Here is a 16,005-nt window from a genome sequence, read left to right on the forward strand (position 1 = left end):
TTTAATATTGGTTGAAACTCGAAATTATTTTGGACGGTCTGTTTTAGACAACACGGCTAAACAAACAAAAATCAAAACCATGCCAACCCAACCAATCGGTGCTAATTGCTCACCGACTAAAAGAACTGCGAATAAAGCAGCAACGAGTGGCTCGAATAAAGTAAGCGTAGTTGCTGTGCTTGCGGAGATTGTTTTTAGCGCATACCCAAATAGTAGATAGCCAAGAAACATTGGAATCAACATCATATAGGCAACAACATAAAGATTTACAGACTCATCAAAGAGGTTTGAACCCGTAAAAAATAATGTTGGTAATAAGATTAAAGCGCCAAAACCAAAAATTAAACCCATTGATGCTTTTGAATCTACACCTCGATCAATCATTTTTTTAGCAGCCCATGAGTATAGTGAATAGGTGAGAGCTGCAATCAATCCGAGAATGATTCCAATGGTTTTTTGATCTGTCGAAATGCTTTGTGTTGGTCCATGAGAGTGTGTTTCGCCCACAGATAAAAGTAATACTCCGATAACACCAAAAATAAAACTAATAAACCATTTCAATGAAAGTGCTTTTTTATCGAAAATTTTTTCTAATAACGCAGTAAATAATGGTGCTGACCCAATTGAGACTACCGTTCCAATCGTAATTCCAGCCATACGCATTGAGCTGTAAAAAGCGAGAGGATAAATGGCTACTGAAATCATTCCAATCAGAAGCAAAGAGTAGTAAGACTTGATTTGTGGTAGATGATCTAAAATCTTTTTATGAGCGAGCAAGGCTTGTAGTAATCCACCGCCACCCATTGCAATTGCTCCTATTGCAAGAGGGCTTAAATTAGGCGCATAAGATGCCGCAGTTCCAGTAGTACCCCATAAAATTGAGGCAATCAAAACTGCAATAAAACCAGAGTGGGAGCTGAGGTTTGAAGTTTTGCTATTCAATTTTTAATCTCTTGTTCTAATAATCGTTGAACCATTTGCTTCGCTGCAAATACTTTGACGCTTGAGCTTTCTAAACCAGCTCTAGCAATTGAGCCTTCTAAAATAAAAGAAATTAAAAGAGCAAGTTCTTGGACTTTCTTAGAATCTTCAAATTGTTGCATTAGATAGCCAGTAACAATGTTTTCAATTTCATCTTTATGCTTTTTGACTGCTAGACGCTCAGGACTATGAGCAGGAAACTCAGCTGCTGCATTTAACAAGCCGCAGCCCCTAAAACCTTTTTCATAGGCAAACTCTGCATGATCATGGTAAGCATCAAAAATAGCGAGAATGCCATCAATAGGTGAGTGAATTTGAGCTTTCCTTTTTTCAAATAATTCTAACCATTCTTGATGACGGGCTTCGATGTAGCAGCTAATCAAATCTGATTTCGTGGGGAAATTATTATAGAGCGACATTTTCGCCACTTGCGCTTTGTCTGTAATGCTATTAATGCCAGTATTGGTTATCCCATCGTTATAAAACAGGATAGATGCTGCATCTAAGATTTTTTGTTTGGCTGACTTTCTGCTCATGGTTTTGTATTGAGTATACCGATCTACCTAATATTATAGAAAAGTAAACTAATCTGCTAGCGAAATTTGTTTGTTTTAGATGATTATCGGAAATGTTAGAAAGAGAATTATGCTGACTTACCAGGTGGTGTTGTTTTATAGTCACATGAAATTTATATGGTTTTTCTAATTGAAATCAGAGTTCTTTGACAACGCAATTGTTTCCTAGTTTTTATAAAACTTAATGAAGAAGAAACAATTGCGAGTGCTATTAAGAAGCAAGTTAAGTATCTGAGGAGTTTATGTTTGATCTTTATTCGCTAACTTTTCTAAATTTTTTGAACCAATCCAGTGTTTAGAAAATTGGTATGCTGCACGACCAGAACGTTGCCCTCGTGCTTGACACCATTTCAAGCTTTCGCCTCGAACAATATCGTTATATTCTAAGCCTGCTTTAACAATGTAATGTTCAACGATTTGCAAATATAGTTGCTGGTCCATTGGGTAGAATGAAAGCCACATTCCAAAACGATCTGAAAGAGATATTTTTTCTTCAATCGCTTCTTGTGGGTGTAATTCAGTGTATTGAGGTACGTCTACTTTCCGTACTGGGGTATTTTCATGCATAAATTCAGGTAGAAGGTGACGACGATTACTCGTCGCATAAATAATAAAATTGCTCGAACCTGATTGAAGAGAACCATCTAGCACGCTTTTCAAACTGCGATAATTTTCATCTTCTGCGTTGAATGCTAAATCATCACAATAAACAATAAATTTCTCAGAACGTTGTTCAATCAGTTTTTGAATTTTGGGTAAATCAGATAAATCATCACGTTCTATTTCAATTAAACGTAGTCCTTGATCAGAGTATTCTGTCAGTAAAGCACGAACAATTGAGGATTTTCCTGTGCCACGAGAACCTGTTAATAAAACATCATTGGCAGGGAGGCCATTTAAAAACTGCAAGGTGTTTTGAATGATTTTATCTTTTTGACGCTCTATTCCTTTTAGATCTTCCAGATACATTTTTTTAGGTTGTTGTATGGCGATCAGTTCTTGATTTTCCCATTTAAAAGCGATTGCAGAAAAATCAGTCGGTTGCTTCGGTTGTGGCAGAACATGCTGTAATTGAGTCAAAACATTCGACAAAGATGCAAGAATAGATTCTGGTAAGTCTAAAATAGCCATAAAAACACACAAAACTCAGTGATTAATGAAGATTGATACTAGCACTGCTTGCACGAAAATAAAGGAAATATCATCAAAACGATGCACAATAACAAGAATTTATACTTGATTGTTTAAGTAGGTTTTTGCATTGTATAAGTGCATGAATAGAAAAATGAAGACGGGATAGGACAGACGATGCTAAATAAAGTAAGAGAAAAGAAAAATAGCTATCAAAAACATCGGGTTGATGTCCTAAAAGAGGATTTGCAGCATGCTAGAAGTTATCAAGAATGGAAGGAAATCGCGCTAAAACTGGATGAGGAATCTGGCAGAGAGGAGTGGAAGTACGATAATCAGTCGCCCTATTTTGATGCCGAAGCATTATCAAATCGATACACCTTATTAAAAAAATATCGTACTCAACATCGAACACTTGATTTAATTTATGTTCTCCGTGAAGGATTATCTTATGATTTTGCAAATATTGGTCATCCGATGTTATTTGCTGAAACATATGTAGGAACAAAAAAAATTATTGAAAACTATGTAGAACTTGTGAGTGATTGTTTTCAATATCTCGCCTCGAGCGAATGTATAACTTTCCAATTAAAAGAGAAAATTCAATTCTTTGAAGAATGCCAAAAAGCCTATGGACAACCAGCCCTCATGTTTTCTGGAGGGGCAACTTTGGGTTTGTTTCATACAGGCGTTTGTAAAGCATTATTTGAGCAAGATTTGATGCCAAGTGTTCTGTCTGGGTCGAGTGCTGGAGCGATTATGACGGGTATGCTTGGTGTTTCAAAGAACGATAAGATCCCTGAGTTGCTTGGTGGACAGCATTTTTTTAGTGATGCATTCCGTTTTCGCACCGTGACTGAGCTAATTAAGGGGCATGGTGGTTTGGCTGATGTGATGTATCTCAAAAAATTCTTAATGAATAATTTGGGTGATTTAACTTTTGCTGAGGCATATCAACAATCTAAACGACATATTAATATTGTCGTAGCACCGCATAATACTGCTCAAAATCCTAGAATTATGAATGCATTAACTGCACCTAATGTTTTGGTTTGGAGCGCAGTGTTAGCATCTTGTGCCGTACCTGTATTATTTCCGCCTGTGCATCTAACCAGTAAGCGTTACGATGGACAACACACACCCTATATGGCAAAGACAAAATGGGTGGATGGGAGTATGCGTAGTGATTTTCCTCAGGAAAAAATGGCGCGTCTTTATAATATTAACTACACCATCGCCAGTCAGGTGAATCCTCATATTGTGCCATTTATGCAGAGCGACACAGATCGTTTTCGTAGAGATGTATTAAGTTGGCCTCAACGCATTGTCCGTCATCAAGGGAAAGCGATTGCGATGGAAGTGATGGATTTAACACGAAATTATATGGGAGGTTTTTTCCCAATCCGTCGAGTACTTGATCATGGCTATGGCATACTTGGACAGCGTTATTATGGTGATGTAAATATCATCGCTAAATATGGTTTGCGCCATTATAACTATATGTTAAAAAATCCTCGACCTAGGATTTTCAAGATTTTGCAGCAAGAAGGTGAGCGAGCAACATGGCCAAAAATCACCTCAATAGAAACGCATGCGCGGATCGGTAAAACAATAGAACATTGTTTGGCATCATTACGTAAGCAAGAAAATAAGCAGCAGAATGAATTCTATTATGTTGATCTCTGACTTAGATCATTCGTTTGATGAGATAGCGTTACAGACCAAACAAAAAAGCCATTCATATGGACGGCGTTTATATACATTAACTCAAGGTCATAAAAAATATTGGCTAAAGTTTCATGTTGAGCAACACAACCAAGTTTTAGAAGATTCATTTAACGCCGAATTAGAGTTTTATCGCCAAAATAAGATTGCTAGTTCGGATTTTTTAGTCCCTTATAACGTTATTGATTTATCCAAGCTGAATTTTTTAAATGAAACGAGGCAAAGTGGAGAAGGGCTATTAACGTTAGATACGAACGATTTTTTTATAAAATTTAGTCCTGAAAATGATCTGCACGAGATCAGAAAACAAATTTTACTTGCTTTAAATGCCCTTGAAGCACTTCATCAAAGTGGTTGGATACATGGTGATCTGAAATCAGAGCATTTTAGAAGTTATTTAGATACTTGTAGATTGATTGATTTTGAGCAGAGTCAACGAATTATTAGTACGAAGAAATTATTGACCGCGACACCGCATTACATGGCACCTGAACTGTTTCATGGTCAACCCAAGTCTGTACAAAGTGACTTATACGCTTTTGGAATTATTCTATATGAATGGCTCTGTCAATCGAGATTATCTGCAAAAACCTATCATGATTGGGCAATACTGCATTGCCAACAGTTACAGATCAAACTTCCAGATTCTCTACAGTTTTTTTTGCCGATACTTGATGGCTTATTAAAGAAAAAAATGGATGAACGCTTTGGCTCAGTTGCAGAGCTAAGAAATGCGATTCGAACAATAAATTTGTTGTAAAAATAAACATAAATCTTTGATTTGAATATTATATGTTCACTTGAATTGGTTTTTTATCAGAAAGTCTTGTCATAAAGCCGCTTTGTCACTAATATGCATACCCATCGGGGGCGTGGCGAAATTGGTAGACGCACTGGATTTAGGTTCCAGCGCCGCAAGGTGTAAGAGTTCGAGTCTCTTCGCCCCCACCAAATTTAAGAAGCAAGGTTATCTTGCTTTTTTTATGGTTAAATCAGAAATGAATTAATCATGCGGTTATAGAGGATTGGTGTAATGGTAGCATGACGGTCTCCAAAACCGTTCGTCAAGGTTCGAGTCCTTGATCCTCTGCCAAATTAATAAAAAAGCCCTTGTATCAAACAAGGGCTTTTTTATTTGGTTAAAAATTTCGTTTGCTCATGAAAAAAGCATTAGCTTTCAGATGCATGGTTTTTTTATAAAAAAGGCTTGTCAGCAAGAAAGTTTATCACTAATATACACATCCATCGGGGGCGTGGCGAAATTGGTAGACGCACTGGATTTAGGTTCCAGCGCCGCAAGGTGTAAGAGTTCGAGTCTCTTCGCCCCCACCAAATTTTAAAAAGTAATCTTTTACTTTTTAGTGATTAACGACTAAATAAGTTAATCAAGCTGTTATAGAGGATTGGTGTAATGGTAGCATGACGGTCTCCAAAACCGTTCGTCAAGGTTCGAGTCCTTGATCCTCTGCCAAATTAATAAAAAAGCCCTTGTTTGATACAAGGGCTTTTTTATTTCGGAGTATTTTGAAATTAATTTACTTTGATGAGTATTCACTAAATATTTTAATGAATACTCTCAATGTCTAAATATTTTAGAAAAATGAACTTAACCTTAGTCTAATAAATAAATTTAGAAATTTTATCCGCTGTTTGGATAACCATCTCTGCAATTTCATTTTTAAAATAATGTTCTTCATAGGTTGCTAAAGGGCAACTTACAGACAATACAGCAGTCATTTTTCCTGTAGATTGTTTGAAAATTGGAGCGCCACAAGCTGCCATATCATGATTGTAATGTCCCCAACTGACCATCATAGATCGCTGTGTTTTAACAAAACTGAGGCGTTGAAGTAGCTCTTTAAGATTCTTTGGGGTGAGTTCAGAAAAAGTTTCCCATTGGTTGAAATTTTTATAGCGATCACGGATTTCAATTTCAGATAAGTCTGCTAATAGCATTTGTCCAATCACAGTCGCATGAGCAGGCCAGCGAGTGCCTAGACCTATATTGCTAGTAAATGTTCCATTCGATTGCACATTGTTGATAAAGACAATATGTGTACCTTCTAAAATGGACAAATGTACTGCAAGTTTAGTTTGATCGCGTAGTTCTTTCATCAACGGTGTTGCTAAATCTAAAAGAGACTGTTTAGACAAACTGTTGAAGCCGAGTTCCATCACCTTTGAATCAAGTGCATAGGTTTTTTGAGATGCTTTTCTAAGGAAGCCACATGATTCTAATGTGTAAATCAGACGGAAAGCACTAGAACGATTTACATCCAAAATTTCAGCGATCTCAGTGATCGTCATTTCTTGGGTTTGTTGATCAAATGCCTGCAAAATTGCTAAGCCTCGTACCAAACCGGGTACTAAATAGCGATCATCATTTTTTGTGAGTTCAGATTCTTGAGAGTCTGTTTCTATCGTTTGGTTCATCAGCTTAATTTTCCTATAAAAACGCAAAGCATTACAAATTTAATTTTCTTAAGAATCTATTCTAACTGCAAAGTAGAGTTAAAAGATAGTTTTATATATAAAACAAAATTTTCTAAGTAAAACGTAAATGAATGTGTAATAAATATCAAGCTTATGATTTTAAACAATATATAGTTTTACAAAAAAAACATCATAGGAGTATTCTTTATTAAGGTTTGTTATATCAAATAATGTTTTATATATAAAACAGGTGAGGATGCAAGGATGAGTTGGATCTCAGTTTGTCAGCAAGACGACATATGCCAATACTGGTGCAAGCTGGTTACGTCTCTCGATTCCTTATCGCAAAGATTTTGGTCCAGGTGGCGAGTTCTGGATTGATGTCGCAATCCATCCAAGTTTAGGTTATTGCATTCAGTCATGGGCAAATGCGCAGAACCAAGCAATTGCAGCTGCAAAATCGATGTTGGGCATGGAAACAGAATATACCGATATTCCTTGGTTATGGTCAGATCAGTACCACTTCAATATTCAAATACTAGGTAGTTACCAACCTGAAAGAACAGAACAGATTGTGGTGAGAAAAAGTGCAGATGATCAATGTAGTTATCTGTATTTAGATCATCAAAATTGCTTAATCAATATGATTGCAATCAATGATTCAAAATTAATCAAACTGGCTAAACGTTGGATGCAGTCCAATACCGTATTAGACCCAAAATTATTAGCAGACCCTAAATTTAATGTCATGAAATTAAAACCATAAACATTTAATTCCAGTTCATAACTCAATCGAAGGAATGAAGTATGAGTAATGAAGAGAAAAGTGGATTTAAGCATTGGGTTCCTGCTTTTGTCCTGATGGTATGTGTTGTTCTCGCATTTTTCGACAAGATTAGTATTGCGGTTCTATTTGCAGACCCACGCTTTCAGGGTGCAATGGGAATTGCTGAAGATAAGGCGAAACTGGGTTGGCTAAACACACGTATTGCGCGTTTTGAAACACGTAAATATGACTTCGATGCGTTGAAGTTCCAAGCAGATTACGACCCGAAATATCGTCGTGCGCAAATGCGTTATATGGGAACTGGAGCAACAGGTGTAGTCAATGATGGCAATACAGTTCCAGCCGAAAACTTTACCTTTTCAACCATGGTGTTACCTGCGCAATGCGAAGGTCCATTGCATATCCACCAAGATGTGGAAGAAGTGTTTTTCATGTTACGTGGTGAGATTGATCTGTTCATTGAGCATAACGGTGAGAAATTTCAAACCAAATTGAAAGAGCGTGATCTGATTTCAATTCCACCGGGTATTTATCGTGGTTTGTTTAATCCAGGTCAGGAAGATGCCTTGATGTGTGTGATGTTAGGTGCTGGAAAACCAACTATTCCAAACTATCCACCTGAGCATCCATTGTCTCAAATCAAACGTTAATCAAAGCGATTAACTATAACAAAGGAATGAAATGATGACTTTGATTGACACTTTAGCCCAATACTCAGTGAAAACCATTGAGATTGATGGTCAGGTACAAGCCTATCGCGAAGCTGGACACGGACAAGCACTGATTCTTTTACATGGTATCAGCTCAGGTTCTGCTTCATGGGTCAATCAGCTTGCTGTACTCAGTCATCATTTTCATGTGATTGCTTGGGATGCGCCAGGTTATGGCTTATCTGAGAACTTAGATACGGAGCAGCCAAATGCAACCAATTATGCTCAGCGAGTACTAGCAATTATGGATGCATTGGCGATTTCTAAATCCATCATTATAGGTCATTCATTAGGTGCATTACAGGCAAGTGCTTTTGCCCATCTTTACCCTGAACGAGTTGAAACCCTAATCATTGCCAATGCGGCGCAGGGTTATCAACGCTCGGATGAGGATACCAAAGCACAGGTTTATCTGAAACGCCCAAATATGTTGAAAAGCTTGGGCAATGCGGGGATGGCGGCAAACCGTGGTCCACATTTAATTTATAAACAAGACCCTCAAGCACTGGCATTGGTCAGTGAGGTGATGGGGCAGCTTACTTTAGACGGTTTTACGCGAGCATCGTATTTGTTGGCGTATGACGAGATTAGAAATTATTTAACAGATCTCAAAGTTCCTTGTGTGGTGATTGCAGGTGATAAAGATGAAATCACGCCTGCTCAAGCCATCATGGAGCTGGCGATGGAAATGCAATTGAGCCGATGTCATCTCATTACAGATGCAGGTCATCTGAGTTATATCGATCAACCTGATCAGTTTAACGACATTGTTTTATCGGCAAATTAATTAAACGAGAGATATGGATATGAGCTTCCAAGTTGAAGGAAAAGTAGCAGTTGTAACAGGTGGCTCGTCAGGCATTGGTTTGGCTGCTGTGGAAATGTTAGTTGCGGAAGGTGCAAAGGTGGCGTGGTGTGGTCGAGATGAAGCGCGTTTAGCTGCATCGAAAATTTATATTTTAGAGAAATATCCACATGCCAATATTTACACCAGTATCTGCAATGTTTTGGATAAAGAAGATGTAAAACGATTTGCAAAAGATGTAAAGCAAAACTTAGGTAATGTCGACATGTTGATCAATAACGCGGGTCAAGGTCGTGTGTCGAATTTTGAAAATACCCAAGACGAAGATTGGATGAAAGAAATTGAATTGAAGTATTTCAGCGTATTACATCCCGTTCGCGCATTTTTAAATGATTTAAAAGATTCAGCATGTGACTCAATCACCAATGTCAATTCATTGTTAGCCCTGCAACCTGAACCGCACATGATCGCAACTTCATCAGCACGTGCTGCGCTATTAAATTTAACGCATTCACTGGCACATGAATTTACTCAATATGGTGTCCGTGTGAACTCAATTCTTTTGGGTATGGTGGAGTCAGCACAGTGGAAACGCCGTTTTGAAACACGTTCAGACCCAAATCTGTCATGGGAACAATGGACAGGCAATATTGCTAAAAATCGTGGTATCCCGATGCAACGTTTAGGTAAGCCCGAAGAACCTGCACGTGCCTTGGTCTTTCTCGCATCACCTTTAGCATCCTATACCACAGGTTCAACGATAGATGTCTCTGGCGGATTCAATAAGCATTTATAAGGTGTGCACATGAAACAGTTGATGATGATTGGTTTTGGCGCGATGGCAGCAGAAGTGTATGCCCATATGCCGCAAGACTTACAACTTAAATGGATTGTGGTACCAGCACGGAGTGTTGAAAAAGTTCAGGCGCAAGTTTCATCTGAAGTACAAGTGATTAGCTCGATTGATGAATGTCAGGGTACACCTGATTACGTGATTGAAGTTGCGGGTCAAGCTGCGGTGAAAGAGCATGCGAAAAAGGTATTGGAAAAAGGTTGGACTATTGGGTTGATCTCGGTTGGAACTTTGGCTGATAACGAGTTTTTGATTCAGCTAAAAAATACGGCTGAACAACATGATGCCCATTTACATCTTTTGGCAGGTGCGATTGCTGGAATTGATGGAATCTCAGCGGCTAAAGAAGGTGGTTTGGAAAAGGTCACTTATAAGGGCTGCAAAAGTCCAAAAAGTTGGCGTGGTAGTTATGCAGAGCAATTGGTTGATTTAGATCAGGTGAGCGAAGCAACGGTTTTTTTCCGTGGTACGGCTCGTGAAGCTGCATTGAAGTTTCCAGCCAATGCCAATGTTGCAGCGACGATTGCGCTTGCAGGTTTGGGAATGGATGAAACCATGGTGGAACTCACAGTTGATCCAAACATCAATAAAAACAAGCACACCATTGTGGCAGAAGGTGTGTTCGGTGAAATGACAATTGAGTTGGTCGGTGTGCCTTTGGCGAGTAACCCGAAAACTTCGACATTGGCTGCACTCAGTGTGATTCGTGCCTGTCGCAATAGTGTTCAAGCAATTCAGATTTAAAGGATTTGATCATGGTAAAGGAAATTTATATCGCTGGAGAATGGCGATTAGGTCGAGGTGACACGATTCAAAGTTTGTTTCCAGCAGATCAATCTGTGAATGCTGAGATTTCAACGGCGAGTTTGGATGATGTCAATGAAGCGATTGAAAAGGCTGATTTGGCATGGCGCAAGGCGGAGTGGCGCAACAGCATGCCACACGAGCGTGCTCGGATTTTGTATAAAGTGGCAGACATTATTGAAGCGCGTGTTGATGAACTTTCAAAGCTACAAACAAGAGACAACGGTAAACCACTGGCTGAGACGCGTGCCTTAACCTTGAGTGCGGCTGCAACAGCACGTTATGTCGCAGCGGCGTGTGAAACCTTAAATGATGAGTTAACCACACAACGTGCGCCAGATTTTATGACCATGAGTGTGCATGAACCTGTTGGGGTTGTGGCAGCGATTACACCATGGAATTCACCGATAGCCAGTGAAGTGCAGAAGTTAGCACCTGCAATAGCAGGTGGTAATGCAGTCATTCTAAAACCAGCGGAAGTGACTTCTTTGATCGCGCTTGAATTAGCAAAAATCTTTGAAGAAGCGGGTTTACCTAAAGGTTTATTGAGTGTACTGGTTGGACGTGGTTCGGTGATTGGTGATGCAATCGTAAAGCATCCATTAGTACGAAAAATTTCATTTACAGGTGGAACCAGCACAGGACGTCATTTAGCACATATTGCCGCTGACAAGTTGATTACCACATCTTTAGAACTTGGTGGAAAATCACCAACTATCGTCATGCAAGATGCCGATATTGAGCTTGCAGCTAAAGGTGTGGCTTATGGCATTTTTAGTTCAGCGGGACAGGCATGTATTGCAGGATCACGCTTATTTGTGCATCGCAGTATCTATGATCAATTCTTAACGCGTCTAGTTGAAATTACCAAAGGCTTGCGCGTTGGACATCCTGAAACCGCAGGCGTGCATTTGGGTTCTTTGATCAATCCGAAGCATTTAGCTTCTGTGGATGCTTATGTTCAATTGGCCAAAAAAGAAGGTGGGCAAGTTTTGGTTGGTGGTCAGGCATTGACGGATGGTGAGTTGGCAAAGGGTAGTTTTTATTTACCGACCATTATCACAGGTCTCAATAATTCAGCACAAACTTGTCAGGAAGAAATTTTTGGCCCTGTGCTGGTAGTCATGAAATATGACGATGAAGCCGATTTGATCGTACAAGCCAATGACAGTTGTTTTGGTTTGGCCGCTGGGATTTGGACTGAAAACTACCGTAAGGCATGGCAGATTGCGCGTGCTTTAGAAGTCGGTACAGTCTGGATCAATACCTATAAGAAATTCTCGATTTCTGCCCCTTTTGGTGGTTTCAAAGAAAGTGGAATTGGACGTGAAAAAGGTCGTTTAGGCATCATGGCGTATATGCAACAAAAAAGCATTTATATGGGATTAAGCGAACAGCCAAATCCTTGGTGCGATTAATAAATTCATGGATAGAACAAGTTTTCGAGGAATATAGTAATGACAGAACGTGTAAATGTAGGCGAAGCAATCGCTCGTGTTTTAGAGGCGCATCAAGTTGATAGTATCTACGGCGTCATTTCAATTCATAATTTACCAATTGCTGATGCCGTAGGTCGCCGTGAAAAAATTCGCTTTGTGGCGGCGCGTGGTGAAGCAGGTGCAGTGACGATGGCAGATGGTCATTCACGCTTTAAAGGTTTGGGTGTTGCCTTAACGAGCACAGGTGCAGGTGCAGGAAATGCGGTGGGTTCATTGATTGAAGCAATGAATGCGGGCAGTCCAGTGTTGCATTTAACAGGTCAAGTTGAACGTGAATATTTAGATCGTGATGCAAGTTTTATCCATGAAACCAAAGATCAACTGACTTTCTTACGTGCATCGAGCAAAGCTGCTTTTCGTATTACCAGCCCTGACAATGCGGTCGGCGTAATCCGTGAAGCGATTCGCGTCGCAACGACTGTCCCAATGGGGCCAGTCAGTGTTGAGCTACCGATTGATGTTCAAGCAGCAGAAATTGACCTACCACTGAATCTAGGTCCAGTCAAAGCACTGGAATTACCTCAAGCAGATCAAGTTGAAGTCGATTTGATTGTTAATGAAATCAAAAAAGCCAAACGTCCAATTTTTTGGATCGGTGGTGGTACGCTCAATAGTGTGGATGAAGTCAAAGCAATAGCTGACTTGGGTATTCCAGTAGTATCTTCAACCCATGCGCGTGGTGTGTTAGCAGATGATCATCCACGTAGTCTAGGTGCATTTCATAACTCCGCAGGCGTTGAACAACTTTTAAAAGATGCTGATTTATTGGTTGTAGTCGGGTCTCGCTTACGTAGTAACGAAACCAAAACCTATTCAGTGCAGTTCCCTGAAAATATTATTCAGGTAGATGCTAATCCTGTTGCACAACAACGTAATTACAAAATTCGTAATTTCATTTGTGGTGATGCCAAAGATGTGTTGCAACGTGTTCTCACAGGTTTAGCAGGCGTATCTAAAATAGATACTGAATATGATGCAGCAGTTGTTGATGCGAAACAGGCAGCAATCAATGTTTTACGTACACAGCTTGATCAATATGCGTTGATCTGTGATCACCTTCGTGCAGCACTATCACAAGATGGCATTTTTGTTCGTGATATTACGATGTCAGGCAGTACGTGGGGCAGTCGTTTATTTCCAGTACAATCACCAAATCAAAATATTCACTCTTTAGCAGGGGCGATTGGTCTAGGTTTAGCTACCGCAATTGGTGCCTCAATTGCCAATCCTGACAAAAAAGTGATTGGTTTAGTCGGTGATGGTGGTTTGATGCTCGGGATAGGTGAAATTGCGACGATGGCGCAAGAAAATACCAATATGGTACTGATGATCATGAATGATGGTGGCTATGGGGTAATGCGTGGTATTCAAAATAATTACTTCGGAGGACGCCAGTATTTCAACGAATTACACACACCTGATTACCAGGCTTTGGGTGAGGCGATGGGCGTGAAAAGTTGGAAAGTCGGTAGTGCAGAAGAGTTTAGAACAGTCATTCAGCAGGCAGTTGATTTCCAAGGGCCAAGTGTGATTGAGCTAGATATGCATTCAATTGGACCTCTGAACTTTGCAGGTCCACCACAAAAGAAATTGTACTGAGTAATTTAAACATTGGTTGAGATGACTGATGTTAGAAAATTTGTAGGCAAATTTTTTTGCCTACAAAACAATAAAAACTATGTTTTACAGGTAAAACAATAATCCAAGCCAACAGGACGGTTGGTATCGAAGCGAAGGAATATGATATGAAAAAGACATTAGTCATGATGCTTGCAGCACTGTCGATGAGCGCGGTATCAAATGTATATGCACAAAGTTCAGCACTGGAATGGAAAAGTGAGGATGGAACGGATTCTGTCAAACTGGGTGGAGTGGTGCGTTTGAATCAACGTTATGAAAATTGGGAGGGGCCAAATGGAGGTTTTGGAAAACTATATTTTGATATTTTTCGAGTTGATCTGAAAGGCAAGTTTGATGATGCCTATTTCAATACCAGCTACCTTTTCCAAGATCAAGAGAAGCGCTCAATTGAAAAAGCCTATGTGGGATATCATTTGGATGAACATAACAGCATAGAAGCAGGTTTTGTTTATAAACCCTTTGCAATTTATCCCTATCCGCAAAATGGATGGACTTATCATATTCCATTCTTTTTGGGTTATGGGAATAACATCGCTCCAGGTTTGAACTGGAATTTTAACAACAAAGGTTGGGATGTGAAGCTAGGCTATTATCCTGAGATGCTCGCAACTAATCTTCGATATTCACCTGAAAGTGCGACTTATGATGATTTGGCTGAAAATGCATTTCCAACACAAAAAGCCTATCAAAATGAAAAGCGTCATCAAGTGAATACACGGATTGTTCGTAAGTTAGAAATGGAATTTGGTAAGCAAGAAATTGGTGTATCAGGTGCAATTGCTCAATTGCATAATAAAATCACGGATGACAACGGCAAATATTATGCAGTGGGTTTGCATACTGATAATAATTACAAACGTTTCAATGTCCAAAGCTCAGTGATTCATTATCAATATGATGCAAAAAATCCAGATGGTGTAAATGATGATATGACCTTGATGGGTGCAAATGGTTTAACGCCAGCATATTTCATTGCTTCCGAAGGAACTATTGCGAGTTTAAACCTCGCATACACATTACCTGTGCAAGATATGGGCAAACTCAAAGCAATCCGTTTTTACAATGATTATAGTTATTTAGATAAAAAACGTGAGGATTGGTCTGACTCGCAGATGAATACTACTGGGATGATGTTTATTGCTTCACCTTTCATGGTATGGGCGGATTACACTTGGGGGAAAAACTCGAATATTATCGGTGGAGCTACCAATGCTACAGGTTTTACGTCTACGGTTTCGCCAAATAGTGATAAATGGCTTTATCGCATCAATTTGAATATTGGTTTTAGTTTCTAGTTCTACGTTCAAATGAAGAGTAATCATCATTACTCTTCATTATTTAATAAGCAGAACAGTTTTGAATACCTACCTATTTATTTAAAGCGTTCTCTACAACCTGATCCATTTCCATCGCATCATAATAGGCTAGGGTGTTTTTCGCAGTTAACTCACCATGACAGTTCTGACATGTCATGGTTGCTTTGGTCTTATGACCACAGTCTTTATGCAAATATTCCAAAATTGGATATTTATTATCTTCATTATGCCAATAATTGCCCCATGTCGTGACTGCCATAATAATTGGATAGAGGGCTAAACCTTTGTCTGTAAGTTTGTACTCGTAACGTTTTGGTGCTTCTTGATATAACACTTTTTCAAAAATTTTATTTTCAACTAAGCGATTCAAACGCTCAGTGAGTAAGTGCCGTGTAATACCGAGCTGCTTTTGAAAATCATCAAAACGACGTGTGCGAAGAAAAGCATTGCGGATAATCAAGAGAGTCCATCGATCACCGAAAATCGATAAGCTACGCGCAATAGGGCAACCCATTTCACCCAATTCATGCCATTTCATATAGACCTCAATATTATCTCAATAGGCTAATTATTGTCATTAAGGGACATTTTCCTTAATGAAAACACCATTAGATTGACAATTCATCATAGCACAGATATCGTACTTTTAGTTAGTTCCAAAAAAGAACTAATATGTATTAAAAGGTTTCTTTGCCAATTCGCTGTTCAGTTATCGATTTAGCATTCATTCACAAGTTGAAATGTT

General features: G+C 39.2%; 14 protein-coding genes, 4 tRNA genes and 2 pseudogenes. 15 read left to right on the forward strand and 5 right to left on the reverse strand.

The window, feature by feature from the left end; translation table 11 throughout:
- Window positions 1-24: 24 nt before the first annotated feature.
- From R2H34_RS06670 to R2H34_RS06680, 3 genes are all read right to left on the reverse strand, one after another.
- Entirely contained in the window at window positions 25-942 is a 918-nt protein-coding gene (locus R2H34_RS06670) for a DMT family transporter (RefSeq protein ID WP_004959553.1), read from the reverse strand.
- Window positions 939-1,517, reverse strand: a complete 579-nt coding sequence (locus tag R2H34_RS06675; protein WP_318342530.1) for a TetR/AcrR family transcriptional regulator — start codon at window positions 1,515-1,517, stop codon at window positions 939-941. Before R2H34_RS06675 ends, R2H34_RS06670 begins: the two co-directional genes overlap by 4 nt.
- 279 nt (window positions 1,518-1,796) lie before the next feature.
- Window positions 1,797-2,687 (reverse strand): ATP-binding protein, encoded by an 891-nt coding sequence (locus tag R2H34_RS06680; RefSeq protein ID WP_004959546.1) that lies wholly within the window; start codon window positions 2,685-2,687, stop codon window positions 1,797-1,799.
- A gap of 177 nt (window positions 2,688-2,864) precedes the next feature.
- Between R2H34_RS06680 and R2H34_RS06685 the strand changes: the two genes are divergently transcribed.
- The 6 genes from R2H34_RS06685 (at window position 2,865) to R2H34_RS06710 (ending at window position 5,883) form a co-directional block, all read left to right on the forward strand.
- Entirely contained in the window at window positions 2,865-4,373 is a 1,509-nt protein-coding gene (locus tag R2H34_RS06685; RefSeq protein WP_004953257.1) for a DUF3336 domain-containing protein, read from the forward strand.
- Entirely contained in the window at window positions 4,348-5,172 is an 825-nt protein-coding gene (locus R2H34_RS06690) for a protein kinase domain-containing protein (RefSeq protein ID WP_004959543.1), read from the forward strand. The genes R2H34_RS06685 and R2H34_RS06690 overlap by 26 nt, the downstream gene beginning before the upstream one ends.
- A 106-nt stretch (window positions 5,173-5,278) precedes the next feature.
- Window positions 5,279-5,363: transfer RNA gene (locus R2H34_RS06695), tRNA-Leu, on the forward strand.
- A gap of 68 nt (window positions 5,364-5,431) precedes the next feature.
- Window positions 5,432-5,505 (forward strand) — tRNA-Trp (locus R2H34_RS06700).
- A 154-nt stretch (window positions 5,506-5,659) separates the two neighbouring features.
- A tRNA-Leu gene (locus R2H34_RS06705) sits at window positions 5,660-5,744 on the forward strand.
- Between the two features lie 65 nt (window positions 5,745-5,809).
- Window positions 5,810-5,883, forward strand: a tRNA-Trp gene (locus tag R2H34_RS06710).
- A gap of 146 nt (window positions 5,884-6,029) precedes the next feature.
- On the opposite strand, the gene R2H34_RS06715 is transcribed toward R2H34_RS06710, so the two are convergent.
- Window positions 6,030-6,845 carry an IclR family transcriptional regulator gene (locus tag R2H34_RS06715; RefSeq protein WP_004959540.1) on the reverse strand — a complete coding sequence of 272 codons (816 nt, stop codon included), beginning with the start codon at window positions 6,843-6,845 and terminating at the stop codon, window positions 6,030-6,032.
- Window positions 6,846-7,143: 298 nt separating this feature from the next.
- Between R2H34_RS06715 and R2H34_RS06720 the strand changes: the two are divergent.
- The 9 genes and pseudogenes from R2H34_RS06720 to R2H34_RS06760 form a co-directional block, all read left to right on the forward strand.
- Window positions 7,144-7,224: pseudogene (locus R2H34_RS06720) on the forward strand (hypothetical protein); the annotation flags it as partial.
- A pseudogene (locus R2H34_RS06725) lies at window positions 7,225-7,611 on the forward strand (oxidoreductase C-terminal domain-containing protein); the annotation flags it as partial.
- Between the two features lie 173 nt (window positions 7,612-7,784).
- Window positions 7,785-8,282 (forward strand): cupin domain-containing protein, encoded by a 498-nt coding sequence (locus R2H34_RS06730; protein WP_026057369.1) that lies wholly within the window; start codon window positions 7,785-7,787, stop codon window positions 8,280-8,282.
- A 31-nt stretch (window positions 8,283-8,313) separates the two neighbouring features.
- A complete protein-coding gene (locus R2H34_RS06735; protein WP_087540224.1) occupies window positions 8,314-9,129 on the forward strand; it encodes an alpha/beta fold hydrolase in 816 nt (271 codons plus the stop codon).
- Between the two features lie 19 nt (window positions 9,130-9,148).
- Window positions 9,149-9,943: an SDR family oxidoreductase gene (locus R2H34_RS06740; RefSeq protein WP_282896476.1), complete on the forward strand. Its 795-nt coding sequence runs from the start codon at window positions 9,149-9,151 to the stop codon at window positions 9,941-9,943.
- A 9-nt stretch (window positions 9,944-9,952) separates the two neighbouring features.
- Window positions 9,953-10,744 carry an aspartate dehydrogenase gene (locus R2H34_RS06745; RefSeq protein ID WP_151690723.1) on the forward strand — a complete coding sequence of 264 codons (792 nt, stop codon included), beginning with the start codon at window positions 9,953-9,955 and terminating at the stop codon, window positions 10,742-10,744.
- An 11-nt stretch (window positions 10,745-10,755) separates the two neighbouring features.
- The gene (locus R2H34_RS06750; RefSeq protein ID WP_087540230.1) at window positions 10,756-12,222 is read left to right on the forward strand and encodes an aldehyde dehydrogenase; all 1,467 of its coding nucleotides are present in this window, start codon (window positions 10,756-10,758) and stop codon (window positions 12,220-12,222) included.
- A gap of 39 nt (window positions 12,223-12,261) precedes the next feature.
- Window positions 12,262-13,902: a thiamine pyrophosphate-binding protein gene (locus R2H34_RS06755; RefSeq protein ID WP_087540232.1), complete on the forward strand. Its 1,641-nt coding sequence runs from the start codon at window positions 12,262-12,264 to the stop codon at window positions 13,900-13,902.
- Between the two features lie 146 nt (window positions 13,903-14,048).
- Window positions 14,049-15,239, forward strand: a complete 1,191-nt coding sequence (locus tag R2H34_RS06760; protein WP_087540234.1) for a hypothetical protein — start codon at window positions 14,049-14,051, stop codon at window positions 15,237-15,239.
- A 73-nt stretch (window positions 15,240-15,312) separates the two neighbouring features.
- On the opposite strand, the gene R2H34_RS06765 is transcribed toward R2H34_RS06760, so the two are convergent.
- Complete coding sequence (locus tag R2H34_RS06765; RefSeq protein ID WP_087540236.1) at window positions 15,313-15,798, reverse strand: winged helix-turn-helix transcriptional regulator; 486 nt, start codon at window positions 15,796-15,798, stop codon at window positions 15,313-15,315.
- Window positions 15,799-16,005: the final 207 nt, after the last annotated feature.

The organism is Acinetobacter sp. 16 (assembly GCF_033439925.1).
Lineage (GTDB): Bacteria > Pseudomonadota > Gammaproteobacteria > Pseudomonadales > Moraxellaceae > Acinetobacter > Acinetobacter junii.

What these genes read in the sequence shown, in the direction of transcription:
- R2H34_RS06680 (WP_004959546.1), bottom strand. Translation starts at nt 2,687, where the DNA reads ATGGCTATTTTAGACTTACCAGAATCTATTCTTGCATCTTTGTCGAAT.
- R2H34_RS06755 (WP_087540232.1), top strand. Translation starts at nt 12,262, where the DNA reads ATGACAGAACGTGTAAATGTAGGCGAAGCAATCGCTCGTGTTTTAGAG.
- R2H34_RS06735 (WP_087540224.1), top strand. Translation starts at nt 8,314, where the DNA reads ATGATGACTTTGATTGACACTTTAGCCCAATACTCAGTGAAAACCATT.
- R2H34_RS06675 (WP_318342530.1), bottom strand. Translation starts at nt 1,517, where the DNA reads ATGAGCAGAAAGTCAGCCAAACAAAAAATCTTAGATGCAGCATCTATC.
- R2H34_RS06760 (WP_087540234.1), top strand. Translation starts at nt 14,049, where the DNA reads ATGAAAAAGACATTAGTCATGATGCTTGCAGCACTGTCGATGAGCGCG.
- R2H34_RS06765 (WP_087540236.1), bottom strand. Translation starts at nt 15,798, where the DNA reads ATGAAATGGCATGAATTGGGTGAAATGGGTTGCCCTATTGCGCGTAGC.
- R2H34_RS06740 (WP_282896476.1), top strand. Translation starts at nt 9,149, where the DNA reads ATGAGCTTCCAAGTTGAAGGAAAAGTAGCAGTTGTAACAGGTGGCTCG.
- R2H34_RS06730 (WP_026057369.1), top strand. Translation starts at nt 7,785, where the DNA reads ATGGGAATTGCTGAAGATAAGGCGAAACTGGGTTGGCTAAACACACGT.
- R2H34_RS06715 (WP_004959540.1), bottom strand. Translation starts at nt 6,845, where the DNA reads ATGAACCAAACGATAGAAACAGACTCTCAAGAATCTGAACTCACAAAA.
- R2H34_RS06750 (WP_087540230.1), top strand. Translation starts at nt 10,756, where the DNA reads ATGGTAAAGGAAATTTATATCGCTGGAGAATGGCGATTAGGTCGAGGT.
- R2H34_RS06690 (WP_004959543.1), top strand. Translation starts at nt 4,348, where the DNA reads ATGAATTCTATTATGTTGATCTCTGACTTAGATCATTCGTTTGATGAG.
- R2H34_RS06685 (WP_004953257.1), top strand. Translation starts at nt 2,865, where the DNA reads ATGCTAAATAAAGTAAGAGAAAAGAAAAATAGCTATCAAAAACATCGG.
- R2H34_RS06745 (WP_151690723.1), top strand. Translation starts at nt 9,953, where the DNA reads ATGAAACAGTTGATGATGATTGGTTTTGGCGCGATGGCAGCAGAAGTG.